Here is a 23465-nt window from a genome sequence, read left to right as displayed (position 1 = left end):
GGTAAGGGTTCACGGCCATGCGCGCGCGCGGATTTACGCTGTTCGAGATGCTGGCCGTGATCCTCCTGATCGGGATCGCTGCCGCGGCCGTCTCGATCCCTGTCACGCAAGGGCTAGCCAGCGCGCGCGTCAACGCGGCCAGCGGCGAACTGGCCGCTGCGCTGCGCTGGACGCGTGCGCAATCGATCGTGCGCGGCCAGAGCCTCGCGCTGGAGGTGGATACCGCGGCGGCGACCTATAAGGCCCCCGGCAAGTCGGACGTCCGCCTGCCCAAGGATATGCGCTTGTCCATGACCAGCGCGCGCGAGGACCAGGCCAACGCGACGACGGGCCGCATCCGCTTCTTTCCCGACGGCAGTTCCACTGGCGGTCGCATCACGCTCAAGCGTGGTCAGCGCGAGTGGCACGTCAACGTCGCCTGGCTTACCGGCGCGGTGAGCGTGGTGGACACGAAATGAAACCGGGATGTGGCCAGCGCGGCTTCAGCCTGCTCGAAGTGATCGCGGCCATCGCAGTGCTCGCGATCACCTTCGCGGCGCTCATGCAGGTCGCCGGGAGTTCGCTCAGCCTCACCGCGCGGGCCAATGAACGTACCCAGGCGGCATTGCGTGCACGCAGCTTGCTCGATGGAGCCTTTGTCATGGAACCGGTGCGGGAAGGTGCGAGCGACGGCCGCTTCGACGATACCTATCGTTGGCGCATGAACGTCAGCCGCTACCAGCCTCCCGGTGACGTGCCGGGAGGGAATGGGCAGCCTGGCCTGGATGACGGTGGCGGGGGGATGTACCGCCTGGACCTCGATGTGGTCTGGGGGCCGGCCGGCGGCGAAAGACATGCGCGCTTCTCCACGCTGCGCCTCGCCGGTGCCGGCGGAGGCAACCTCCCATGAGGCGGGCAGGCGGTTTCAGCCTCATGGAAGTGCTGGCGGCGCTGGCGCTCCTGACCATCGTGCTGCTGGGCGTGTACTCGGGCATTTCCACGGCGACGCGTATCGTCCGCAGTGGCAACGACGCGATCGAACGGATGGACGAGATCCGTTCCGCGCAGAACTTCCTCCGCAGCGAACTGGCGCAGGCACTCGTGGTGCCGTTCTCGCAGACCGACGAGGGCGAGCCCATCGTCTTCGCCGGCGACGACCGTACGTTGCGCTTTGTCGCTCCGATGCCGGGCTACCTGTCGCGGCTCGGCCCGCAATTGCAGACGGTGTCGCTGGTCGAGGACGGACGCGGCAGCTACCGGCTGGAAGTAGGCCTTGCGCTGCTGCCGCCGGACGGCAGCGATCCGCAGCCGCTGGGGGAGCCGGAAGTGCTCCTGCGCGGCATTCGAAAAGGAGCGTTCGCCTATCGTGGCATGGACGAGCAGAACAGGCCGGGCGACTGGCAGGACAACTGGAGCGATGGACGCCGCACACCGTCGCTGGTGAGGCTGACCCTCGACGTGGGTGGCAACGTGGCCTTCCCGACGCTGATGGCGCCGCTGAAGATCGATCCGTCCGCCTCGCGCAACGGCTTTTCGCCGGGGCGCCTGCCACACGGGCCGATAACCCGATGATCGCCCGTCGCGACCGGGGCGTGGCGCTCCTCATCGTGCTGTGGGGCTGCACCCTGCTGGCGATCATGCTGGGGGCGTTCGCCGCGCTGGCCCGTACGGAAGGCCTGCAGGCGCGGTACCAGTTCGCGCAGACGCGCGCACATTACGCGGCAGAGGCAGGCGTCATGCGTGCCATCGAAGGCTTGCAGAACCGGAACATCGGCTCGCGCTGGGTGGCGGACGGCCGACCCTATCAGTTCGACTTCGACGATGCGAAGGTCACCATCACCATCGTCGACGAGGACGGCAAGGTGGATCTCAACGCGGCTTCCGGTGACGTGCTGACAGGCTTGTTCAAGGCGGCGGGCGCCGCGGACGACAAGGCACGAGATCTTTCTGCCGCGATCCAGGACTGGCGCCGGCCTGGCGATGCGGCGTCGCCCAATGGTGCGAAGAAACCCCAATACGATGCGGCCGGCCTCGGTTACGGTCCGCGCAACGGGCCCTTCGCCTCGGTGGAGGAAGCGCGCATGGTGCTGGGAATGGATGCGGCGACGTGGACGGCGGTGGCTCCCGCACTCACCATCTGGTCCGGACGTGAGCGGCCCAACAGCGAGCATGCGCAGCCACTGGCGCTGGCGGCCATTCCTGGCCTCGGTCAGGCGGGCGCGGCCGCGATCCTCGCCAAGCGCGGTCAGGCTGACGCTGCCACCATGGTGGGAGGTAACGGTGTCACGCACACGATACGTGCGCAGGCGATCCTTGACGACGGAACCAGGAGTTCCCTTACATCGACGATCCGATTGCGTGGGATAAGATCGGGAAACCAGCCCTACGCAGTATTGCGTTGGCGCGAAGGAGACGCTGAATGACCGCATTGCAGGACGCCTCCCAGCTACAGCTCGATCGCCTGCGCCGCGCCTGGCGAGGCAGCGTGCTGCCAGGCTTCCTGCGTTGGTGGGGTGGCGAACTGGCTCCCCTCGTGCCGGTCCGTTGGCGCGAGGCGTTTGCCGGCGGGCAGCGCTGGTACGTCATCGAGCGAGGCGAGGACGGCTGGCGGCTCCGTCGCGCGGGCGAAGTCGCAAGCGTCGCGGAGATTGCCGACAGCGACGGGGCGGAACACCGCGCCGGCGTGCTGGCCCATGCCCTTGCGGAAGCCGACCCCGCCGACCGCCGTATCGCGCTCGTTCTTCCCGCCGCGCAGGTGCTGCGTCGCCGCCTCGTGCTGCCCGTCGCGGCGCGGGACAACCTGCGTCAGGTGGTCGGCTTCGACCTCGACCGGCAAACGCCTTTCCGTCCCGAGGACATCCACTACGGTGTCCGCGAACTCGAGGAAACCGCTTCGGAAGGCCGCTTCGTCGCGGAACTCGCGGCCACCCCCCGGCTCACGCTCGATCCATTACTCGACGAACTCGCCACACTGGGCGTCCACCCCGACCGCGTGGACGTTAGCCAGGGAAGCAGCCTGGCCGGTGTCGACCTTCTTCCTCCGGTCCGGGCACCGCGCCGGGTAGATCGACGCCGGCGGCTCAACGCCGCGTTGATGATGGCGATCGTGTTGCTCGTCTTCGCCGGTATGGCCAGCTGGCTGCACAACCGCCACGTGGCGCTGGAAACAATGACCGCTACCGTTGAATCCATGCGTGCCGACGCGCAGAAGGTCACGGCGCTGCGCCAGCGGCTGGCCGATAGCGCCGGCGCATCGGGGTTCCTTGCCCGCAAGAAGACCGAGAGCCCGTCCATCCTGCCCGTGCTGGAAGAATTGACGCACCGCCTGCCAGACGACACATGGCTGGAGCGTTTCACGCTCAACGGTACGGGACAGCTGGGTTTCCAGGGCCAGAGCCCGCAGGCGGCACGCCTCATCGACGGTCTCAAGGGTGCCCGTACCATCGGCGAGCCGAGCTTCCAGGGAACCATCCAGTCCGATCCCACCTCCGGCAAGGAGCGCTTCTACATGCAGGCGAAGGCACTGACGCCAAGGCCGGAGGCCGCAAATGCGCCTGAAGCCCGCTGAATCCCGCATCGCCGCGATCCTGCTGCTCATGGTAGTGGCCGTGGCCGGCTACTTTGCCCTCGTGCATTGGTGGTTCGTGGCGCCGCAACTGGCGATTGCCGACCAGATGGACGACCTGCGCGATACCCAGCGTCGTTACGCTGCCGCTATCGCTGAACGTCCACAGCTGGAGAAACGGCTGGCTGCCCTCGAACAGGGTCAGACGCATAGCGACGCGTTCCTGGCCGGCGACGACGCCAATGCCGCCGCCGCCGGGCTCATGCAGCGTATCGTGGATGTCGCCGCCGCCCATCGCGAGGATGGTGCCTGCGACGTGGTGCAGAAGATGCCCGTGCCAAGCCAGGAAAAGGCCGGCGATCCTTACAGGAAAGTCACCGTCAACATCAGCCTGCGCTGCCAGATGCAACCGATGACGGCGGTACTGCACGACATCGAGGAAGAGACGCCTTACCTTTTCATCGAAGACTTCAGCATTTATCGCAACCCGGTCGCCGCGCGCTCCGGTGCCGCAGCGCCGATGGAAGTGCAGTTCACGGTCTCGGGGTACATCCATGCCGCGCGCGCTGCGAAGGTGGCCTCGTGAACGCGGCAGGTCAGCGCCGCCTGACGCCGATGCTTGCGACCGTGGTCATGGTCCTGGTTGCCCTCGTCGCATCCCTGCTTCTTGGCGTGGGCAGCGGCGTACGCTGGGATGCGCCGGGAGCACCCGAACCCCTGGCGGCCGCGCGTCCCGTGCCCATGCCGCCGCCGACGATGCTGGCGCGCTTCGCCGAGGTCTGGCAGCGCCCCCTGTTCATGGCGGACCGTAAACCGGCCGCGGTGGCGGAAGCCGGCGACGACACGGGCAACATCGGCGATCTCGAACTTACCGGCATCATCGTCACCCCGGGCCTGCACATGGCTTTGCTCCGCGACAAGAGCAAAGACAGCACTGTGCGGGTCAAGGAAGGCAGTGCACTCAGCGACGGTCACTGGACGCTGGCGTCCCTCTCGCCCCGCAGTGCGGTTTTCGAAAGCGGTGGCGAGCGGCGCGAACTCACACTGAAGGTCGCCGCGCCCGATTCGGTCACGAAGGGACCGCAGCGTCCGGGCGCGCCACCCATGCCGGGCCAGCCACCCGTTCCGCCCCGCCTGCAGCCTGGGGCCGGCAATGGCGTGCATGTCGAACGACAGGCCTCATCCGGAATGACGGGACCGTCGCTGCCGCGACCGGCTGCAACGACGGCGCGCGCGCCGCAACCAAGGCAGGATGACGACGCATTACAGCGCGCCCGTATCGATGCCTTGAAGCAGGCCGTGCAGAAGCGGCGCCTGGAACAACAGCAACAACGCCAGCAGGCTATGGATACGCAGAAGCAGTAGCGGGCGATACCGCGCCCAGGGAAGGAGGAAGTACATCATGAAACGCGGAATGCTTGGCATGGCCATACTCATGGGCCTGCTGACGGCGGCTTGCGCCCCGAAGAATGCACGACCGGACGACGAACTGGAACGGCAAGCCCTGGCGGGCGTAGACAAAGCCGTGCCCGCTCCGCTTCCCCTCGCGAGCCAGGATGCACAGCAGGCAGCGACGGCGGATGCGATCTCCGGCAGCGACATCCATCGCGGCAATGGGCGGTTCATTCGTCCGCGCGGGATCGACAGTCCCCATCCCGAAGCGAAAGGCGAAGGTACGGTCACACTCAATTTCGAGAACCAGCCGATCGAGGCCGTGGTGAAGGCCATCCTGGGCGACCTCCTCGACGCCAACTATTCGATTGCTCCCGGGGTGGAAGGATCCATTTCCTTTTCCACCGCCAAACCCGTGCGGCGCGACGAGGCGCTGCCGATCCTCGAAACCATGCTCTCGTGGACCGGCAACGCAATCGTGCGAGAGGGAAGCCGCTACAGTGTGCTGCCCGCGAGCCAGGCCGTGGCCGGTCGTCTCGTACCGAGCCTGAAGGCAGGCAAGCCGGCCCCGGGTACGAGCGCGAGGCTGTTTCCGCTGCGCTACGTCGCGGCGCCGGCGATGCAGAAACTGCTTGAACCCTTCGTCGTGCGCGGCGCGATACTGCTCGCCGATCCCGCGCGCAACGTGCTCGTCCTGGCAGGGTCGCGCGACGAACTCGCCAACTATCAGGAAACCGTCGACACCTTCGACGTCGACTGGATCGCTGGCATGTCGGTGGGCGTGTTCAGCCTGGAGAACGCCTCCGTCGGTGAACTGCTTCCGGCCATGGAATCGGTATTTGGGGAAAAGAGCGGCACGCCCATCGCCGGCCTCGTCCGTTTCATTCCCATCGAACGGACCAATGCGATCGTGGTGATTTCCACCCAGGCCGGACACCTCGACCAGGTGGGCGACTGGATTGCGCGCATCGATCGCGGTGGCGGCAACGAGCCGCGCCTGTTTGTCTACGAGGTGCGCAACTTGCTGGCATCGGATGTCGCGAAATACGTGGGCAACGTCTTTGGCGGCTCGGTCAGCGGTGATACCCCGCCGCGCCTTGCACCCGGGCTCACGCCATTCTCGCTGGACACCGACAAGGGGTTCGAAACAGGTGGTAGCGAGGGCGTGGGCGGCGACATGGACACCCAGGACGAGTCCTCTGCGTTCTTCGCACCGCCTTCGTCGACTCCTTCCGGCCAGGGCGGCGAATTACGCTCAGGCATAAGCATCACCGCGGTGGACGCGAACAACCAGCTGATAGTGCGCGCGCGGCCATCACAGTGGGCCGAAATCCGCCAGGCGATCGAGCGTCTCGATACCGTGCCCCTACAGGTCCAGATCGAGACGCGCATCCTCGAAGTCGCGCTCGTCGATTCGTTCCGCTTCGGCGTCCAGTGGTACCTGGAAGGCCTTGCCGGCGGTGACGGCGATGTGACCCAGCCGGGCAACAAGCAGCGATGGATGCTGGGTCAGCTCCCTCCTGGCCCCACGACCCGGCCCGATACGTTCTTTTACTCGTTCATCAATCATGATCTTCAGGTGGCCATTCGCGCGATGGAGCGCGATAGCCATACGAAGATCCTCTCCGCGCCTTCGCTCGTCGTCGTCAACAATCGCAAGGCCCGCATACAGGTAGGCGACCAGTTCCCCGTGACACAAACCTATGTGAATACCTCGCTGGGTGGCAGTAGCCAGGTCGGCCAGGTGGAGTACAAGGACACTGGCGTGATCCTCGACGTGCGGCCCCGCGTGAATCCCGGTGGCCTGGTCTACCTCGATGTCGCGCAGGAAGTGAGCCGGGTCGATCGGAACCAGATCGGCCCGAACCTGCCCATCGTCAAACGCAAGCTGATTACCCAGGTGGCGGTGCAAAGCGGGCAGACGGTTCTGCTTGGCGGGTTGATACGCGAATTGAACGAGGAACAGCGCAGCGGCGTGCCAGGGCTTTCGCGTATTCCGTTTCTGGGCGCCCTGTTCCGGGACCGTGGGAACTCCACGATGCGCACGGAGCTACTCGTGCTCATCACGCCGAGGGTGATCGCCAACGGAGAGGATGCCAAGCGCGTGTCCGACGATTACCGTCGCGCGTTCCGCTCGCTGCGGCCGTTCGAAGCCTCGGCCACGAAGGCATCGCAGGCCGAGGGAAGCGACGTGGAGGGCTGACCTCGCGCGATGTCCGGCGGGCTTTGCGTAACATACACGCGCATGGCCCCCGTCTTCCCCATCTCCCCGCTGCTTCCCGAGATCGTCGCCTCCCTCGCCGGGCGTCCTCGCCTGGTGCTGGAGGCGCCGCCCGGCGCCGGCAAGACCACTCAGGTGCCGCTGGCCCTGCTCGATGCGCCCTGGCTAGCCGGTGGCCGGATCGTGATGCTCGAGCCACGGCGCATCGCTGCGCGCGCCGCCGCATCATTCATGGCCCGGCAGATCGGCGAGGAGGTCGGCGAAACAGTCGGGTACCGCATCCGTTTCGAGTCGCGTGTCGGTCCGCGCACACGTATCGAAGTGGTCACGGAGGGCATCCTCGGCCGCATGATCCAGGACGATCCCACGCTCGAAGGCGTGGGCGCGATCCTTTTCGACGAGTTCCATGAAAGGCATCTTGCCGGTGACCTCGGAGCGGCACTGGCGCTCGACGTACAGGCCAGCGTGCGTCCCGGGTTACGACTACTGGTGATGTCGGCGACCCTGGACGGCGAGCGTATCGCCCGATGGCTGGATGCGCCACGGCTTTCAAGTCCTGGCCGCAGCTTTCCGGTTCGAATCGAGCATCCGCCCGCGCGCACGCAGGAAACGAGCGAACAGCACCTCGTTCGCACGGTACAGCTGGCGCTGCGAGAAACCGACGGCGACGTGCTCGCTTTCCTGCCTGGCCGTCGCGAGATCGAGCGCGCACGCGGCTTGCTCGAACGTGGCATGGGAGAGGTCGATGTCGTTCCGTTGCATGGCGATCTTTCGCTGGCGGAGCAGCAGCTCGCGCTCGCACCTGCCGAACGGGGTGTGCGGCGTGTCGTGCTGGCGACCAATGTCGCGGAATCGAGTGTGACCTTGCCGGGCATTCGCGCCGTCGTCGATACGGGGCTCGCGCGCGAGCCGCGCTTCGATCCGCCTTCCGGTTTCTCGCGTCTTGAAACCGTCGCGATCTCGCAGGCCTCGGCCGACCAGCGCGCGGGGCGCGCAGGCCGTGTCGCGGAAGGCATCGCCTATCGTCTTTGGCCGCAGAGCCGGCGGCTGGAGTCGTCGCGCGGCGCCGAGATCGAGCACGCCGAACTCTCAGGGCTGGCATTGGAACTGGCGGGATGGGGCAGTGAGGAACTTCCCTGGCTGGACAAGCCGCCGCAGGGGGCGCTGGGCCAGGCGCGGGATCTGCTGCGCAGGCTGGGTGCCATTGATGAGACCTTCGCCATCACGAAGCTCGGCCGGGAGATGCTGGTGCTGGGCGCCAGTCCGCGTCTCGCCGCCGCGGCGCTGCGGGCGCCAGCTTCACATCGCGCGCTCGTCGCCGATCTGCTGGCCCTTGTCGAGGCAAGGTCTCCGCTGCGCGGCGAGCAGGGACGGACGGACGATTTTCGCCAACGAGTCGCCGCACTCCACCTGTGGCGGGACGGTGGCGCTCGCGCCGCCCGCACCGGATCCGCCGACGTGGGTGCCTTGGCCGCGATCGAGAAGGTCGCCGCGGGCTGGCGCCGTCGCCTGGGCGTGCGCTCGGGCGCGAGCGGCGTACCGGACAGCCATGCCGTCGGCGACCTGCTTGTCCACGCCTTTCCGGATCGCGTCGCGCGCCGCGACGATGCGCAGCCATTGCGCTACCAGCTCGCGAATGGCCGCGGCGCACGCCTGCACGAAGCGAGCGCGCTACATGGCGAACCATGGCTCATCATGCTCGACCTGCGCCTTGACGCGCGCGATAGCCTCGTCTTCGCTGCTGTCCCGTTCGATCCCGCTGTGCTCGAACGTGACCATGCCGGCCGTTTCGTAGTCGAGCGCGTGGTGCGTTGGGACGAGTCCCGGCAGATCGCCGAGGGTTTCGAGGAACGGCGTTTCGATGCGCTTGTCATGGCGCGCCGCCAGGTGCCCCTGACCGACGACGATGCGATACAGGTACTGCTCGCTGCGATCCGCGCGCGGGGCATCGATGCCTTGCCGTGGAGCGAACAGGCCCGGCGCCTGCGTGCACGCATTGGTGCGCTGCGCGCGTGGCGTCCCGAACTTGGCTTGCCGGATGTCGGCGACGAGGCCCTCCTGCGCGACCTCGACGCCTGGCTATCCCCGCACCTTTCGGGAAAGCGAAGGCTCGAGGCGCTGCAGGCGGCTGAATTGTCGCAGGCGCTGTCCTCCATGCTTGACTACGACCAGCGCCGTGCGCTGGACACGCATGCGCCGGAAGACCTGAAGGTGCCCAGCGGCATGTCGCGCCGGCTCGATTACGGCACGCGCGACGACGATGCCGGGGCGCCCCCCGTCCTTGCCGTGAAGCTGCAGGAGCTGTTCGGTCTGGCTGACACCCCGCGTGTCGGCGATGGACGCGTACCGGTCATGCTTCACCTGTTGTCACCCGCGGGGCGGCCCATCCAGGTCACCCAGGACCTTGCGGGCTTCTGGGATCGCACCTATCCGGAGGTGAAGAAAGAACTGAAGGGCCGTTATCCGAAACACCCTTGGCCGGACGATCCGTGGACGGCCACGGCGACCCACCGGGCCAAGCCGCGCGGCACCTGAACCAGGCCGGGTCCGGCACAACGGGACTGCGTGCCGGGAACGTTCAGCCCAGAGGGCGGACGCGAAAGTTGCGGCCCTTGATCTTCCCCGCGCGCAGGCGTTCCAGCGCCTTGTTGGCGAGGTCGCGACGGATCGCCACGTAGGCGCGCGTGGCATAGACGTCGATCTTGCCGATGTCCTTGCCATCCAGGCCTGCCTCGCCGGTGAGCGCACCCAGGATGTCGCCGGGCCGCATCTTGTCCTTGCGGCCGCCGTCGATCACGAGCGTTTTCATCGGTGCGAGGTTCAACACCTTTCGGCCGTCTCCGGCAGGCTTCGCCGGATAGCGTCCGAGGGGAGTACCCACGCGTTCCTCGATCGCGCGCAGCTTGTTCAACTCCCGCGAGCTGGCGAGCAGGATGGCGAGACCGGTCGCTCCCGCACGGCCGGTGCGTCCGACGCGGTGCGTGTGCGTATCCGGATCATGCGCGATGTCGTAGCTCACCACCAACGGCAGGTCGGCGATATCGAGACCGCGCGCCGCGACATCCGTTGCTACCAAGACCGTGCAGCTGCGGTTGGCGAAGCGAACCAGCACCTCGTCGCGATCGCGCTGGTCGAGGTCGCCGTGCAGGGCGAGCGCGGAGAATCCCCGGCGGTCGAGTTCGGCGGCCACGGCCTCGGTGTCCTTGCGCATGTTGACGAAGACCAGGACCGCTTCAGGCTTCTCGTGGGTAAGGATGCGTGACAGCACATCGGCCTTGACCGGCGGTTCCGCTTCGACGAAGCGTTGCTCGATGCTGGTTTCGTCGTGCGTTTCCTCGACGGATACGCTGACGGGATCCTGCTGCATGCGCGCGCTGACGGCGCGGATCGAATCCGGGTACGTGGCCGAGAAGAGTAAGGTCTGGTGGTGCTTCGCGATACGCTTGACGATGTCGTCCATGGCTTCCTCGAAGCCCATGTCGAGCATGCGGTCTGCCTCGTCCAGCACCAGCACCTTGATGCCGCCGCCATGCAGGCTGCCGCGCTTCAGGTGCTCCTGCACGCGGCCCGGCGTGCCCACGACGATATGCGGATCGTGTTCGAGCGATGCGAGCTGGGGTCCCAGTGGCATGCCGCCACACAGGGTCAGCAGCTTCACGTTGGGGATATTCACTGCGAATCGCCGGATCGCCTTGCTCACCTGGTCGGCGAGTTCGCGCGTCGGGCAGAGCACGAGGGCTTGCAGGCGAATGGATTCCACGTCGATCTTCTGCAGCAGGCCGAGAGCGAAGGCGGCGGTCTTGCCGCTACCGGTGCGGGCCTGGGCGATGACGTCGCGGCCGTCCAGGATCGGTGGCAGGCTCGCCTGCTGGATCGGGGTCATCGTCTCGTAGCCCAGGGAGTCCACGGCGGTCACGAGGGCGGGCAGAAGGCCGGTCTGGCTGAAGGTGTTCATGCCGTCATGATCGCACGGTACCGGCTCGGGTACCGTCAGCATGCCTTGATGGCCTGTGGTGGCCTTGGCTCGCCCGGGTGCTCAGCAACCCGGGTTGGATGTTTCCGCGGCGTCGTTGTTGATCGAGGGAGAACCCTCGCGACTGGAGTTGCCAGGCGAGTTCGAACCCTCGGAAACCCGGGAAAGCCGGGGAACCACTGGTACGCCGAGGTGGAACGAGCGACGGGTCCACGACATGCCTTTGAAGGTGCGGCCCATGGCGCGGGGACTCAGCGTCTGCCTGATCTGGGCCGCGCGTGCGCCGTGAAGCAGATCGGCGGCCATCAGGGGCCGCCCACTCGTCGCGTCCACCAGGAGTGTGCCCTTGACACGCGCCGTCCCTGCGTCGATGAGTTGTTGCCGCGCGCTGGAAGTAAGCCGGTCGACGACGTTAGTCACGTGCAGATCCAGCCCATAGGTATCGGCCAGCCGTTGCATGGCATATTTGCAAGAGGAGCACGTGGGTGTGCTCACGAAGCCCCGAACGCTTCCTCCCCTGGGCAAGGTTTCCGTGACGAGATCGTGTTCGATGGTCCGCATGGCCTTGAACTCGGGGTCGAAAGCGCGATTGCGTTCGTCATCGGCGAAGGCACTAAGCGCCGAGCCTTCGGTGGGGAGGATGCGCGCACGCACGTTGGTCTCATTGAATTCCACGAAGAAGGCGCTGTCTTCGACGTCGACAGCAGCGTCATCCACGAGATCGGACGCGTCTATTGTGAGGGCTTCATCGCCGTCGATCTCCGGATCGGGCCAACCTGGCGAGACCGGCGTGTCCGGTGTGCCGGGGCGGGTGGGGCCTTCGAAGATCGACTTGGCTATCGATCCGAGCGGCCGGCCGCCCATGGCGTGATACACCTTGACCTGCGCGGTACCGTTCATCGTGTAGTGGTATTCCAGCCTTGCCAGCGGTGCGTCGCGCATCGCGGTTTCAAGGGATTCCCATCGGATGGCGCGATAGTTATCCCGATAGCGTGCGTCGATCAGGGTACGCATCGCGTCCACGTGATACTGGCTCGTCTTTTCTAGCAGTGCCGTGACATTGCCGTCGTCAAGCGTGACACGGGTCTGCGTGACAACGCCGGTGGCAAGCAGCGGCGAGCAGGGCAGGGCAAGGATGGCCAGCGAAAGCATGGCGAGGCATGGCTTACTCATGAACCCTACTCCGGGATGGCACAGGAAAGGACATCGGCTCGTTCCGAGGCGACCTCGGCCTCCGCCGGCGTCAATATCTCAGCGGTAGCCAGTTCGTCCGCGGTGACGGCTTCCATCACTTCGACGAGCGGAGCCAGATCGACGAGAGCGAGGATGGCTCCGATAAAGGCGAAGGCTCTTTGCAGACTGGAGTGTTCCCTTTGCGGTGCCGATGCCGCCTCTCGCCGTACTTCGTCGCGATACCAGCGGTGCACAGCGCGATCGGTTGCCGCCACGAAGCAGAGCGGCCGGTCATCGCCATCCGTTCCCGTACCCGCGTTCCGCGGGGCCGGTGAGGCGTCGGAACGACAAGGCGGAGCGACAAAGTAACCTTGCGCATCGCGATACGCAGCAGCGACCCGGGCGACGCGGAAGGCGACCGGTAGTTCGCGCACGCCCGAGGCAGCCACTTCCCGATGGATGAGCCGGTGCTGGACGAGTGTGCCCAGATACTCCAGATCGTAATCCGCCAGGTCGCCCAGGTGCTGCGTCGCCATGAACCGCTTGAACACGCCCGCATCTATCCCGACCGCGGCCCATCGCTCGGGAGCGGTTGTCGCCATTTGCCAGCGCAGGATCTGGATGGCGACAGCATAGGTCGCCGCCCTGGCCGAATGACGATAGCCGGCCATGTCCAGCGTGTGCCAGAAAATATCGGCATCCACGGACGCCTTTGCTGCGTTGGCGCCAAGGAAGGCATCGCGGAAGCCCGTGCTGGGTGTGACATCGATACCGGGCCTGGCCCGACCAAGGCCGAGGTCCCGATAGAGCGCGGCGAGCGCATCTTCGCTGCTGGCGTTGCCGGGCAAGCCGGCGACCACCTCGAGCCAGTCGAGGTCATTGGTGAAGGCGGGTCGGTCCACGGTCGCCGAGTAGGGCGAGGCGGGATCGACAAGCATCTGATGCATGACCGCCGCGTTCGTTGTCGTGAAAGCGTCCTCCGCACCCAGCCGGGCTACGCGTTCGTGCTGGAGGCGCGACAACAGGTCGATGCCGTCGACGACTGACGCCAGGGCGCACGCCGGCAGGATAAGGAAGATAAGCGCGGCTGAGCGACGGGTGCCCCACCAAGCGGTAGGGCTCCCTGTATGGCTTTGGCCGTTATTCACCACATGCTGCTCCCACTAGCGCCTCGCCGGATTCCTCGCTTTCGATAGCGGCGATTCGATCGACGCCCAGTCCGTATTCCTCGATGGGGGCGCTGACTCCCGTGGAGCCGAAATGTGTGTCGGCGAATGCCTTGCGCATGCTCTTCAACTTGAGGGACGACGTATTGCTTTCGGCCAGTAGCACATCGGTCGAGGTGACGCCGTTCACCGGCTCGACGAGCTGAAAAATCTGGCCGTCGATATCGAACTCGTCGGCGAGCGCGGCAGATGCCCGCTCACAGGAATCGCATAATGCCTTGCTTGCATAGCCAAGTAGCTTCCCGCCCTTGGTCACATCGCCCTTTAAGATGTCTGCTTCGATCTTCCTGAATATCTTCAGTTCTCCATCGGCCGCGTGACTGACGAGCCTGCCGTCAGCGGTTCTTACCTCGGTTGCCTCCACCGCTGAGCCTTCCGGAGGGAGGTTGGGTGCCCGCACGGAGGACGGATCGCTGGGATAGTAGATCTGCTCCTCCGCGTCGCGGGCGAGGTCGTCCGGGGTGATTTCGTAAGGGCGGGAGCCGGAGTCGGATCCCGAAGTTTCGCCAGTCGAACTGCCCGGCGCGCTACCGGTCGAGGACCCCGGGAACGTGGATCGGTCATAGATAACCCTCATGGCAGGCCCGCTTCTCCCGTAGTAGGTTCGCGTATGGGTCGTGCCGTTCTTCTCGTAGGTGTATTCCATCCGTGCAATGACCGACGTGTGCATTGCTCCCCTGAGCTTGTTGAGGGACCTGCCGGTAGGTGACAGGCCTTCCTTCTTGATCATCTTCAGGTAGGCATTGGCGAAGGTATCGGAATGCCCCTTGAGCATGGCCACGATGGCGTCACCGGAGCCAGGAAGGACGTCGATGGTGCCCGCATGGACAGTGGCCGAGGCGAGGCACAGCGTCAGCGTCGCTGCCCGAAGCGCCGTGAACGTGAAGTGCTTGCTCATTTTTCGATCCTGCATGTCAGGCGATTGGAGCGATTGCTGGCGAACTCGGCATCGGCTTCGGCGAGTTCGCCCGACGAGGCGAGTTCGTCGACGAAGGAGGCTTCGATGGGCTCGAGAAATGCGGCAAGGTCGGCCAGGGCGAGCACCACGGTTACCAGGGTGAAGAAGCCGTGCCTGGCTTCGTGTTGACTCCGATGAAGGCGCAACGTTTCCGTCTGCCGGTGCTTTTCCTGCCGGTACCAGGCATGGACCGCGCGGTCGGTGGCTGCGATCAGGCAGAGTTGCCCGATAGCTGGCATCGTGGACTGCCCCGCGGGAGCGTTTCCCGCGCAGGTTGGACCCGTGAAGTAGCCGGCAGCATCGGCGTAGGCTGCAGCGACTCGCGCTACCCGAAAGTGGGCAGGTAGTTGACGGTCGCCTTTCGCATCGATCGTCAGATGGCCGTCATTGATTGCGTAGCGGAGGAGGTCGTCGAGGTACTGCGTGTCGTATTCGCTGATAGCATCCGGGCGGTCCTGCCGGAGGTAACGCGCCAGTACGTTCGGCTTGATGCCCATCGCGGCGTAACGGGCGGGCTGTACCGAGTTCACCTTGTCGCGAAGCAACTGCAGGGCGACGGCATAGCCGGCGGCGACGGCGGACAGGGTTCCGTTCATGTCTCTGGCCTTCCAGAAGATATCGGCGTCGACGCCAGCCTTCAGGGCGCTGGCTGCGGCTTCCTTGCCGCGATAAAGCTTTGCCAGTGATTCGCTGACGGCGACTTCGATACCGGGTCTGGCCTTGGTGAGCCCCAACTGCCATTGCAGTGTCTCGAGCGCCGCGCGATTCTTGTCGGCTGCGTCGATCGGCAAGCTGTCGATAAATGCATGCCACCATAATTCGTTGGTAATCGAAGGTCGTCCGTCGATATCGCTATACGGAGAGGTGGGGTCTTCGAGGAACATGCTGACGAAACGGTGCGTATTGTGGGCAAGGGCTCGTGAAATGCCGTGCTTGACCGCCCGGTAACGAACCAGCTCGCGATGAACGTCGACGGGTGGTGTAGTAGCTATGGCGAATTCGGGTAGTGAAACAAGCAAGGCCATAACGGCCAGCCGGACGATTGACTTCATGTCGTGGGGAACTCCGCATGTGCCGCATGCATGATGCATCGACTCGGCCATTTTCTCCGGCCTCCTGGATCGCCCCTAGAAGGATGTCCTCATGATTGCGTCAGGAAGAGGCGGGAACGGAGTCAGACACACCCTGCATGGACAGGGTCACCAGCTTTACTTCTGGATAGGGCTACCACTTACCTCTCAGCATTCCGGTGGACGTGGTTCCTCGACATCAGAATGATTCGGACGTCTTCCCTCTTCCGGGTGGGGCGATGGAAAGGGCCCCGACGAAGCGCCAAGCTTGAACGAGCGACCCTGCCAGGACATTCCCTTGAACGTCCGACCCATGGCGCGGGGACTCAGACTACGCCGGACCTGTGCTTCGCGTGCACCGGTGAGCGCATCTTCTGCAAGGAGTGGCCGTCCGTTAGATACGTCGACCAGGCGCCCGCGGGAAAGTCGGGCCTTCCCGGACTGGATTAGTACTTTCTGCTTGGTGGATGGCAGGGTCCGGTAAATCTGCGTGGCACGGATGTCAACATCGTACGTCTCGGCCATGCTCCTCATCGCCTCGGTGCAGGATTGGCACAGGATGTCGCCTACTTTCGCGTCGATGCGTCCGCCCCTGGGTAGGGAGCCGGTGGTTATATCGTGCTCGATATGCCGCAACGCCTTCAGCTCCGCATCGAGTTCACCCTGCCATCCTTCGACCTGAAACGGCTCGAGCGACGATCCGTCCATCGGAAGGACGCGCGCTCTGACATCGATATCGTCGAACGTCGTGAAGAAGGCCTCATCCGCGACATCGGCCGCCTCTCGCTGGGCTGGCGACCGGGAGGCAGCCGATGTTTCCGAAGCTCCTTCGCCTGAGTCTTCCGACGGGTCGAGTGTATCGGGCGTGACCGGCCGCGTCGGACCTTCGAAGATAGACTCGCCTATGATTCCCAGAGGCTCACCGCCCATCGCGTGGTACACGCGCACACGCTCCTCACCGGCAACGCGGAAGTGGTATTCGACTCGTGCCACGCGATTGCGCGTCATTGCCGTTTCGAGGTCTTCCCAGCGAATGGGGCGGTACTCGTCCGGATAGCGCTCTGCGACAAGCCTGGTCATCGCATCGACGTAATACTGGCTGGTCTGCTCCAGGAGGGCAGTGACGTTACCCTTGTCCAGATCCATGTCTTCGATGACGACGGTGCCTCCCCGGCCTTCGGCCGGTGCGGCAATGAGCATGGTGAGTGAAAGCATGGCAAAGATGGTTTTCCGCGGGGTCATCTTGGAATCCGGCAGCTGATGAGATCGGCCCTCTCGGACGCAACCTCGGCATCCTCGACGCTGAGTGCTTCCGCGCTCACGAGATCGTCGGCAATGATGGCCTCCACTACCTCGATCGCCGTGACCCATTCGAGCAGTGGGAATGCCAGCGAGAGAAGGCCGGTGAGTCGTGCGAGGCCATTTGGCTCGGGTCTGTCGCGCCTGGGTATTGCCTGGGCGCGCACTTCATCGAGATACCAGCGGTGCACGGCACGATCGGTGGCGGCGACGAAACAGAGATCGCGAGGATCTCCGGGCATGCCAGTACCGGCAACGTTTGCCGCCGGCGAGCCATCGGGCCGGCACGGTGAGCCGACGAAATATCCCTCGGCATCGCGGTACGCCGCGGCAACCCGTGCAATACGAAACGCCATGGGCAGTTCCCGCAGTCCCGTCGAGGCATCGCCACCGGCCTGCCAGTGGATCAGGCGATGCTGGACCAGCGCAGAGAGGTAACGCAGGTCGTGGTCCGCGATATAGGACAGGCTCCGGGCCTGCATGACCCGCCGGAACACGTCCACATCGATGCCTAGTGCGGCCAGCTGTGCAGGCTCGGTGGTGCCCATCTGATTGCGCAGCACCTGCATGCCTGTCGCGTAGTAAGCAGCTTTCGTGGAGTGCCTGAAGCCGGTGAGGTCGAGCATGTGCCAGAAGATGTCGGCGTCGACATCGGCCTTGATCGCGCTGGCAGCGACAAACCTGTCGCGATAGCCATGGACGGCGCCGACTGGGATGTCGACGCCGGGCCGGGCACGCGTCATGCCCAGGTCCCAACGGATGACGTCTAGCGCCTGCTGATCGTCAAGTTGCTCCGGCAGGCTTTCCAGTGCCGCCGGCCAAGCCAGATCGTTCACGAACGCCGGAAGGGGTTGGACCTCGCTGTAGGGTGAGGCAGGATCGACGAGCATGTCGCGCGCCATGGACGCGCTGCTTCGATTCAATGCCTCGACGGGACCCAAACGCTCCATTCGCTCGCGCTGCAAGGCGGAAACGACGTCGACGCCCACGACCACAGCGCCCGTTGCCTGCACAGACACCAGCAACGAGACCGCAAACAGGCGCGCCTGTGCCCACGTATGCAGAGTCATTACTCGCAGGCTTCCGCGGTCGATGTGGCGCCTGTCAGTTCGAGCTCCCTTTGGGTTGCCAACAGCCGCTCGCTGTCTTCCCCCCAAGCTATGGATGTTGGCTTTCTCACATTGCCGTTCCGAAACTGCGCCTTGACCCGGTCCTTCTGTTTCGTGAAAAACGTCTGGTTTGCCCGCATGCTTCTCTTCACCTTCCCTGGGCCTTCCACGGTCCCTTTGCCCTCGATCATAAAGTGGACGGTACCGTCGACGTTGTACTCCTCGGCGAAGTTTCGGATAGCGTTCGTACAGGACTGGCACGGGGTTTTGCTGACATAAGCCGTAAGCGTGCCGCCCCTCGGGATGATTCCGTCCTCGATATTGGTCTGGATGGCGCGGACGGCCTTCAGTTCGGCGTCGCTCCGGGGTCCCTGGGCCACGATGCCGGAGCCCGGCACCGGTGTCAGGTTACGAGCCCGGACATTGAAAGGCGTATCCCGCGGGTAGTATTCCGTCTCTTGAGCCTCTCGAAGGATGTCTTCATTCATCGTCCCGGAATCGCTGGTGCCGCCGGAGCCATATCTTGCGTCGGCTACCGTTCCTCCCACCGACCTTCCGCTTCGTGCGTGGTACACCTTTGTGAAGGAGCGTCCGTTGATCTCGTAGGTGTATTCAAATCGTGCGACGGTCATCCCGATGGCGCGAGCGCGTATGTTATCCATGTAAGAGACATCGCTCACGATGTCCGGGTGGTCGGCGATGAACATCAGAAAGGCATCGAGGTGGTATTGGGCCTCCCTCTCCAGGATGGCGGGAATGTTTCCAGCACCCGACTGGAGCTCGATCTTTCCCGCCCAGGCCGCTTGCGAAAGCAAGCAGAAGACAAATACAAGTAACTTTCTCATCGGTGGATTCCACACGTAAGGCGCGAGGCGCGCCGGCTGGCCAATTCGGCTTCCTCGTCGCTGAGGGCGCCCTCGAAGGCGAGGTCGTCGGCGACGGCGGCATCTATGGTTTCCATGAAGGCCGCGCCGTCAATGAGCAGGAGGGCCACGCCAACCCAGTGCATCAGCTTGGACAAGCCGGATTGTTCCGGTGGTGGCGGGCGCCGCACAGCTTCGTCTCGCAGTTCCCAGCGGTACCATGCCGTTACCGCCCGATCATGGGCCGCGACGAAGCAGAGTGGACTGCCGGACTGGATGGGCCACGTATCGGGTGCGCTTGGTCGGGGCTGGTTACCCGAGCAGTAACCACCGGGCCTCGTGTATCCATCCGCATCCGCATACGCCGCAGCGGTGCGCGCAACGCGGTAGATCGTGGGCAGTCCGCGGCGACTTCCCCCGTCCTCGAAGGAGGGCCTGGAGGTTATGGCGTGTCTCAGTATCGTGCCTAGATATTCACGACCAGAGTCGTCTACTCGCTCCGGGTTCGTTTGTTCCATGTACCGCCGCAGCACGTCCGGCTTGATGGCCAGCGACTCGTAGTCTTCAGCATCGTTGCGAGCTATCTGGTCGCGAAGAATTTGCAGGGCGACGGCTTCGCCGGCAGCCTCGGCAAAGTGTGAGCCGTTCAAGTCGCGAGCCTTCCAGAAAATATCGGCATCGACTTCTGCCTTGAGGGCGTTCGCTGCCGCTTCGTGTCCTCGATACCTCGCGGTGTCTTCATCGCTGACCGTAACATCGACGTTTGGGCGGGCCTTGGTCAGCCCAAGTTGCCATTGCAGCATGCCGACGATAGTGTCGCCCGGGGCCACTACACCGGACGGAACGCTTTCAAGGAAGACAGGCCACCACGTTTCGTTGGCCATGACAGGCTGATCGATGAGATCGCTATAGGGTGAGGCGGTGTCCACCTGCAATTGCGAAAGAAGCGGGTTGGTCGTGGCGTCGAATGCGCTGGCCGCACCATGGTTTTGCACGCGGAATTGGACGAGTGCCTTGTAGGCATCGAAGGGTGGCGTGTCCGCGGCCAAACTTGATAAAGGGAGAAGGCTGGCGAAAACTGCCAGTCGCAGGTGTGGCTTCATGTAGGGGTTCCTTGCGAGTGCCAAGCCCCCTCTCCGAGGGGGCCTCCCGGCCATGTTCGCGACCACGGGCGGGTGTAAGCATTAGACGCAAGGAAGGAAGGTCATGCCGTCGGTGGATGGCCTGGATATCTATCTCGAATGCGTAGGCCTCGCGTAGGAGAAGCCTGTCTACCTGTATGCGATCGACTACCAGCTGGTGCGGTCGGGAAGCAGGCCCTTCAGCTCCGCCTCGGTCAGGTTCCGCCACTGACCGACCTTGAGATGACCCAGCTTCACATTGATGATGCGCACACGGCGAAGCTGCGTGACGCGGTAGCCGAAGGCCGCCGCCATCAGGCGGATCTGCCGGTTGAGTCCCTGCATGAGCACGATCGAGAAACCGAACCTGGCGATCTTCCGTGTGCGGCAGGGTTTCGTCATCTGGCCGTGGACCATGACGCCCTTGGCCATGGCCTTGAGAAACTCATCCGTCACGGGCTTGTTCACCGCCACGAGGTATTCCTTCTCGTGGTGGTTCTCCGCGCGCAGGATCTCGTTGACGATGTCGCCGTTGCTGGTAAGCAGGATCAGCCCTTCGGAATCCTTGTCCAGGCGACCGATCGGAAAGATGCGCTGCGGATGATCGACGAAGTCGACGATGTTGCCGTCCACGGTGGTGTCGGTGGTGCATGTAATGCCCACCGGTTTGTTCAATGCGATGTAGACGCCGCGGCTTTTCGCCGGACTGGCGATGAGGGTGCGAGCGACGACGACCTCGCCATCGACCTTGACAACGTCGCCGTCGAGCGCCTTCGCACCCATACCGACGACGCCGTCGTTGATCGTGACGCGGCCGGCAGCCAGCAGCTCGTCGGCCTCGCGACGCGAGCATATGCCCGCCTCGCTGATGTATTTATTGACCCGCATCGCTTCAGGAACGCAGGCCGATGCCGCGTGCAAGCAGGCGGAGGGCCACCGCCGAGAGACCCACCACGAACACCAGCATCACCACGAAGGCGGTGACGATGGGCACATCGCTCACGCCGAGCACGCCGAAGCGGAATGCGTTCACCATATAGAGAATGGGATTGGCCAGCGAGATGGTGTGCCACGGCTCGCCCAGCAGGTCCACAGAATAGAACACGCCACCCAGGTAGGTCAGCGGCGTGAGCACGAAAGTGGGCACCAACGCGATGTCGTCGAACTTCTTCGCGAATACCGCGTTGACGAAACCGGCCAGGGAGAACACCGACGCGCCCAGCACCACCGAGAGGAAAGTAATGACCGGATGGGCTACGTGCAGGTCAGTGAAGAACAGCGCGATGACCAGAACCAGCGCACCGACGATCACGCCACGCGTTACGGCGCCGGTGATGTAGCCGAGCAGGATCACCCAGTTGGGCATGGGCGATACAAGCATTTCCTCGACGAAGCGGCCGAACTTCGCACCGAAGAACGAGGAGGAGATGTTGCCGTAGCTGTTCGTGATGATGCTCATCATGACGAGGCCCGGCACGATGTACTGCATGTACGTGAAGCCGTGCATCTGGCCGATGCGGCTGCCGATGAGCTTGCCGAAGATGACGAAGTACAGCGTCATCGTGATGGCGGGCGGAATCAGCGTCTGCGTCCAGATGCGCATGATGCGCATGATTTCACGGCGGACGATGGTGCCGAGGGCGACAAGGTTGGTGGAACTGCTCATGCGGCATTCTCCCGGCCGTGCTCGACCAGTCGGACGAACAGTTCCTCGAGGCGGTTGGCCTTGTTGCGCATGGACGTGACGGTGACGCCGTGAGCCGACAACGTGGCGAAGAGGGAGTTGAGGTCGTGCGCGCGGGACATTTCGGCTTCGATGGTGTGGTCGTCCAGCTTGCGCAGCGTGACGCCGGGCGGGGCGGGGAGCGTTTCCGGCACGGCGGAGACATCGAGCACGAAGGTTTCGACGTCCAGTGTGGCGAGCAGGCTCTTCATCGCGGTGTTCTGCACGATGCGGCCATGGTCGATGATGGCGATATTGCGGCAGAGTTGCTCGGCTTCCTCAAGGTAATGCGTGGTGAGGATCACCGTGGTGCCGGCGGCGTTGATGCCGCTGACGAACTGCCACATGGAGCGGCGGATCTCGATATCCACGCCGGCCGTGGGCTCGTCCAGAATCAGCAGCTTCGGCTCGTTCATCATCGCGCGGGCGATCATCAGCCGCCGCTTCATGCCGCCGGAGAGCATGCGGGCCTGGTGGTGCGCCTTGTCCCAGAGCCGGAGCTCCTTCAGGTACTTTTCGGCACGCTCCGAGGCCTCCACGCGACCGATGCCGTAGAAGCCGGCCTGGTTCACGCAGATATCGAAAGGTTTTTCGAACTGGTTGAAGTTGATCTCCTGGGGCACCAGGCCGATCAGCCGCATCGCCTCGCTGCGGTGCTTGTGGATGGACACCCCGAACACCTCGGCGTCGCCCGAAGAGGCGTTCACCAGGGAGGAAAGGATGCCGATCAGGGTCGATTTGCCGGCGCCGTTGGGGCCGAGCAGGGCGAAGAAATCCCCAGGCTGCACGGTGAGGGAGATGCCCTTGAGGGCCTCCACGCCGTTGCCGTAGGTCTTCCTTAAATCGTTGACGTTTAAAGCGGGAATGGTCATGGGCTGCGCCGAAATGACAAGCCGCCTATTATACCGGCCTTTACCGGGCGGCTTCGTTCCCCGGTGTCAACAGAGACTTTCCATGGCAGAACAGTTCCAGCTCCGCCTCGCCGACAGCTTCATGCTGGCCCCGACGGTCCGACACCTGTCCTTCGAGCGGGCGGACGGCCAGCCGCTGGCCTTCGTGCCGGGGCAGTTTCTCCAGGTGCACTTCCACTACGATGACGGCAAGCCGACGAAACGCAGCTATTCGGTCGGTACCGTGGGCGACGGCAGCGGCCCGGTTCAACGGATCGAGATCGCCGTGAGCTATGTCGACGGCGGCGCCGCCACGGCCCTGCTGGGTGGCCTGGAACAGGGCGGTACGGTGGATGCCAGCGGCCCGTACGGCCGCTTCTGCCTTATGGACGGCGACCAGAACAACCGTTACATCCTCATCGCCACGGGCACGGGCGTCACCCCGTACCGCGCCATGCTGCCGCAGATCGAGGCGCTGATCGCCACGCGCGGTTGCCGGTTCGTGCTCCTGTACGGGGCGCGCAACGAGGGCGAACTGCTCTACGGCGAGGAATTCGAGGCGTTCGCCCGCACTCATGAGGGCTTCTCCTTTCATCCTTGCCTGTCCCGCGGGGCACGGCCGAACCCGCGCCCGCACGATCGCCTGGGCCACGTGCAGGACATGCTGGCCGAGCTGGAGCCGAGCGGCGAGGGGGACATCGCCTACCTCTGCGGCAACCCGAACATGGTCGATGCCGCGTTTTCGGCACTGAAGGAACACGGCCTGCCGGTGCAGCACATCCGCCGGGAGAAGTACATTTCCTCGCGCTGACTGCCTTTGACGGAGCCGCCATGGCGGCAAGGGCTGGCTTCTCGCCGCCACGGCGGCTCCTGCGCGGGCGTCGGCGTCCTATACTCCGCAGC

General features: G+C 64.6%; 22 protein-coding genes. 10 read left to right on the top strand and 12 right to left on the bottom strand.

The window, feature by feature from the left end:
• Positions 1 to 17: 17 nt before the first annotated feature.
• The 9 genes from VGM71_RS12450 to hrpB are packed head-to-tail and all read left to right on the top strand — an operon-like array spanning position 18 to position 9692.
• Positions 18 to 458 (top strand): GspH/FimT family pseudopilin, encoded by a 441-nt coding sequence (locus VGM71_RS12450; RefSeq protein ID WP_331545569.1) that lies wholly within the window; start codon positions 18 to 20, stop codon positions 456 to 458.
• Complete coding sequence (locus tag VGM71_RS12445; protein WP_331545567.1) at positions 455 to 889, top strand: type II secretion system protein; 435 nt, start codon at positions 455 to 457, stop codon at positions 887 to 889. The genes VGM71_RS12450 and VGM71_RS12445 overlap by 4 nt, the downstream gene beginning before the upstream one ends.
• Positions 886 to 1551: a prepilin-type N-terminal cleavage/methylation domain-containing protein gene (locus tag VGM71_RS12440; protein WP_331545565.1), complete on the top strand. Its 666-nt coding sequence runs from the start codon at positions 886 to 888 to the stop codon at positions 1549 to 1551. Before VGM71_RS12445 ends, VGM71_RS12440 begins: the two co-directional genes overlap by 4 nt.
• Positions 1548 to 2402, top strand: coding sequence for a type II secretion system protein GspK (locus VGM71_RS12435; RefSeq protein WP_331545563.1), 855 nt, complete (start codon positions 1548 to 1550; stop codon positions 2400 to 2402). The genes VGM71_RS12440 and VGM71_RS12435 overlap by 4 nt, the downstream gene beginning before the upstream one ends.
• A complete protein-coding gene (locus tag VGM71_RS12430) occupies positions 2399 to 3547 on the top strand; it encodes a PilN domain-containing protein (protein WP_331545561.1) in 1149 nt (382 codons plus the stop codon). Before VGM71_RS12435 ends, VGM71_RS12430 begins: the two co-directional genes overlap by 4 nt.
• Positions 3528 to 4130: a type II secretion system protein GspM gene (gspM, locus tag VGM71_RS12425; protein ID WP_331545559.1), complete on the top strand. Its 603-nt coding sequence runs from the start codon at positions 3528 to 3530 to the stop codon at positions 4128 to 4130. Before VGM71_RS12430 ends, gspM begins: the two co-directional genes overlap by 20 nt.
• Entirely contained in the window at positions 4127 to 4909 is a 783-nt protein-coding gene (locus VGM71_RS12420) for a hypothetical protein (protein WP_331545557.1), read from the top strand. Before gspM ends, VGM71_RS12420 begins: the two co-directional genes overlap by 4 nt.
• A gap of 37 nt (positions 4910 to 4946) precedes the next feature.
• On the top strand, positions 4947 to 7139 hold the full coding sequence (gene gspD, locus VGM71_RS12415) for a type II secretion system secretin GspD (protein ID WP_331545555.1): 2193 nt from the start codon (positions 4947 to 4949) through the stop codon (positions 7137 to 7139).
• A gap of 42 nt (positions 7140 to 7181) precedes the next feature.
• Complete coding sequence (gene hrpB / locus VGM71_RS12410; RefSeq protein ID WP_331545553.1) at positions 7182 to 9692, top strand: ATP-dependent helicase HrpB; 2511 nt, start codon at positions 7182 to 7184, stop codon at positions 9690 to 9692.
• 43 nt (positions 9693 to 9735) lie between these two features.
• Here the strand turns inward: hrpB and dbpA are convergent, their stop codons facing one another.
• The 12 genes from dbpA to VGM71_RS12350 all read right to left on the bottom strand — a co-directional run bounded on the left by dbpA (position 9736) and on the right by VGM71_RS12350 (position 22544).
• Complete coding sequence (gene dbpA / locus VGM71_RS12405) at positions 9736 to 11112, bottom strand: ATP-dependent RNA helicase DbpA (protein WP_331545551.1); 1377 nt, start codon at positions 11110 to 11112, stop codon at positions 9736 to 9738.
• A gap of 81 nt (positions 11113 to 11193) precedes the next feature.
• Complete coding sequence (locus VGM71_RS12400; protein WP_331545549.1) at positions 11194 to 12303, bottom strand: hypothetical protein; 1110 nt, start codon at positions 12301 to 12303, stop codon at positions 11194 to 11196.
• Positions 12304 to 12308: 5 nt separating this feature from the next.
• Positions 12309 to 13250: a hypothetical protein gene (locus VGM71_RS12395; RefSeq protein WP_331545547.1), complete on the bottom strand. Its 942-nt coding sequence runs from the start codon at positions 13248 to 13250 to the stop codon at positions 12309 to 12311.
• A 193-nt stretch (positions 13251 to 13443) separates the two neighbouring features.
• Positions 13444 to 14427, bottom strand: coding sequence for a hypothetical protein (locus VGM71_RS12390; RefSeq protein ID WP_331545545.1), 984 nt, complete (start codon positions 14425 to 14427; stop codon positions 13444 to 13446).
• On the bottom strand, positions 14424 to 15590 hold the full coding sequence (locus tag VGM71_RS12385; protein WP_331545543.1) for a hypothetical protein: 1167 nt from the start codon (positions 15588 to 15590) through the stop codon (positions 14424 to 14426). Before VGM71_RS12385 ends, VGM71_RS12390 begins: the two co-directional genes overlap by 4 nt.
• Before the next feature lie 135 nt (positions 15591 to 15725).
• Entirely contained in the window at positions 15726 to 16799 is a 1074-nt protein-coding gene (locus VGM71_RS12380; RefSeq protein ID WP_331545541.1) for a hypothetical protein, read from the bottom strand.
• Positions 16796 to 17926 (bottom strand): hypothetical protein, encoded by a 1131-nt coding sequence (locus VGM71_RS12375; protein WP_331545540.1) that lies wholly within the window; start codon positions 17924 to 17926, stop codon positions 16796 to 16798. Before VGM71_RS12375 ends, VGM71_RS12380 begins: the two co-directional genes overlap by 4 nt.
• Positions 17926 to 18810, bottom strand: coding sequence for a hypothetical protein (locus VGM71_RS12370; RefSeq protein WP_331545538.1), 885 nt, complete (start codon positions 18808 to 18810; stop codon positions 17926 to 17928). Before VGM71_RS12370 ends, VGM71_RS12375 begins: the two co-directional genes overlap by 1 nt.
• On the bottom strand, positions 18807 to 19931 hold the full coding sequence (locus VGM71_RS12365) for a hypothetical protein (RefSeq protein WP_331545536.1): 1125 nt from the start codon (positions 19929 to 19931) through the stop codon (positions 18807 to 18809). Before VGM71_RS12365 ends, VGM71_RS12370 begins: the two co-directional genes overlap by 4 nt.
• 186 nt (positions 19932 to 20117) lie before the next feature.
• Positions 20118 to 20837, bottom strand: coding sequence for a pseudouridine synthase (locus tag VGM71_RS12360; RefSeq protein ID WP_331545534.1), 720 nt, complete (start codon positions 20835 to 20837; stop codon positions 20118 to 20120).
• Positions 20838 to 20841: 4 nt separating this feature from the next.
• Positions 20842 to 21615 (bottom strand): ABC transporter permease, encoded by a 774-nt coding sequence (locus tag VGM71_RS12355; protein WP_331545532.1) that lies wholly within the window; start codon positions 21613 to 21615, stop codon positions 20842 to 20844.
• Entirely contained in the window at positions 21612 to 22544 is a 933-nt protein-coding gene (locus VGM71_RS12350; RefSeq protein WP_331545530.1) for an ABC transporter ATP-binding protein, read from the bottom strand. Before VGM71_RS12350 ends, VGM71_RS12355 begins: the two co-directional genes overlap by 4 nt.
• A gap of 82 nt (positions 22545 to 22626) precedes the next feature.
• Between VGM71_RS12350 and VGM71_RS12345 the strand changes: the two genes are divergently transcribed.
• On the top strand, positions 22627 to 23373 hold the full coding sequence (locus tag VGM71_RS12345) for an FAD-binding oxidoreductase (protein WP_331545528.1): 747 nt from the start codon (positions 22627 to 22629) through the stop codon (positions 23371 to 23373).
• Positions 23374 to 23465 lie beyond the last annotated feature (92 nt).

The organism is Luteibacter sp., assembly GCF_036499525.1.
Classification (GTDB): Bacteria; Pseudomonadota; Gammaproteobacteria; order Xanthomonadales; family Rhodanobacteraceae; genus Luteibacter.
The sequence above is the reverse complement of the archived record's forward strand: the minus strand, read 5'-3'. Positions and strand labels throughout refer to the sequence as shown.

What these genes read in the sequence shown, in the direction of transcription:
- dbpA (WP_331545551.1), bottom strand. Translation starts at nt 11,112, where the DNA reads ATGAACACCTTCAGCCAGACCGGCCTTCTGCCCGCCCTCGTGACCGCC.
- VGM71_RS12440 (WP_331545565.1), top strand. Translation starts at nt 886, where the DNA reads ATGAGGCGGGCAGGCGGTTTCAGCCTCATGGAAGTGCTGGCGGCGCTG.
- VGM71_RS12445 (WP_331545567.1), top strand. Translation starts at nt 455, where the DNA reads ATGAAACCGGGATGTGGCCAGCGCGGCTTCAGCCTGCTCGAAGTGATC.
- gspD (WP_331545555.1), top strand. Translation starts at nt 4,947, where the DNA reads ATGAAACGCGGAATGCTTGGCATGGCCATACTCATGGGCCTGCTGACG.
- VGM71_RS12430 (WP_331545561.1), top strand. Translation starts at nt 2,399, where the DNA reads ATGACCGCATTGCAGGACGCCTCCCAGCTACAGCTCGATCGCCTGCGC.
- hrpB (WP_331545553.1), top strand. Translation starts at nt 7,182, where the DNA reads ATGGCCCCCGTCTTCCCCATCTCCCCGCTGCTTCCCGAGATCGTCGCC.
- VGM71_RS12385 (WP_331545543.1), bottom strand. Translation starts at nt 15,590, where the DNA reads ATGGCCGAGTCGATGCATCATGCATGCGGCACATGCGGAGTTCCCCAC.
- VGM71_RS12365 (WP_331545536.1), bottom strand. Translation starts at nt 19,931, where the DNA reads ATGAAGCCACACCTGCGACTGGCAGTTTTCGCCAGCCTTCTCCCTTTA.
- VGM71_RS12375 (WP_331545540.1), bottom strand. Translation starts at nt 17,926, where the DNA reads ATGACTCTGCATACGTGGGCACAGGCGCGCCTGTTTGCGGTCTCGTTG.
- VGM71_RS12395 (WP_331545547.1), bottom strand. Translation starts at nt 13,250, where the DNA reads ATGCATCAGATGCTTGTCGATCCCGCCTCGCCCTACTCGGCGACCGTG.
- VGM71_RS12380 (WP_331545541.1), bottom strand. Translation starts at nt 16,799, where the DNA reads ATGACCCCGCGGAAAACCATCTTTGCCATGCTTTCACTCACCATGCTC.
- VGM71_RS12370 (WP_331545538.1), bottom strand. Translation starts at nt 18,810, where the DNA reads ATGAGAAAGTTACTTGTATTTGTCTTCTGCTTGCTTTCGCAAGCGGCC.
- VGM71_RS12355 (WP_331545532.1), bottom strand. Translation starts at nt 21,615, where the DNA reads ATGAGCAGTTCCACCAACCTTGTCGCCCTCGGCACCATCGTCCGCCGT.
- VGM71_RS12400 (WP_331545549.1), bottom strand. Translation starts at nt 12,303, where the DNA reads ATGAGTAAGCCATGCCTCGCCATGCTTTCGCTGGCCATCCTTGCCCTG.
- VGM71_RS12450 (WP_331545569.1), top strand. Translation starts at nt 18, where the DNA reads ATGCGCGCGCGCGGATTTACGCTGTTCGAGATGCTGGCCGTGATCCTC.
- gspM (WP_331545559.1), top strand. Translation starts at nt 3,528, where the DNA reads ATGCGCCTGAAGCCCGCTGAATCCCGCATCGCCGCGATCCTGCTGCTC.
- VGM71_RS12435 (WP_331545563.1), top strand. Translation starts at nt 1,548, where the DNA reads ATGATCGCCCGTCGCGACCGGGGCGTGGCGCTCCTCATCGTGCTGTGG.
- VGM71_RS12350 (WP_331545530.1), bottom strand. Translation starts at nt 22,544, where the DNA reads ATGACCATTCCCGCTTTAAACGTCAACGATTTAAGGAAGACCTACGGC.
- VGM71_RS12345 (WP_331545528.1), top strand. Translation starts at nt 22,627, where the DNA reads ATGGCAGAACAGTTCCAGCTCCGCCTCGCCGACAGCTTCATGCTGGCC.
- VGM71_RS12390 (WP_331545545.1), bottom strand. Translation starts at nt 14,427, where the DNA reads ATGAGCAAGCACTTCACGTTCACGGCGCTTCGGGCAGCGACGCTGACG.
- VGM71_RS12360 (WP_331545534.1), bottom strand. Translation starts at nt 20,837, where the DNA reads ATGCGGGTCAATAAATACATCAGCGAGGCGGGCATATGCTCGCGTCGC.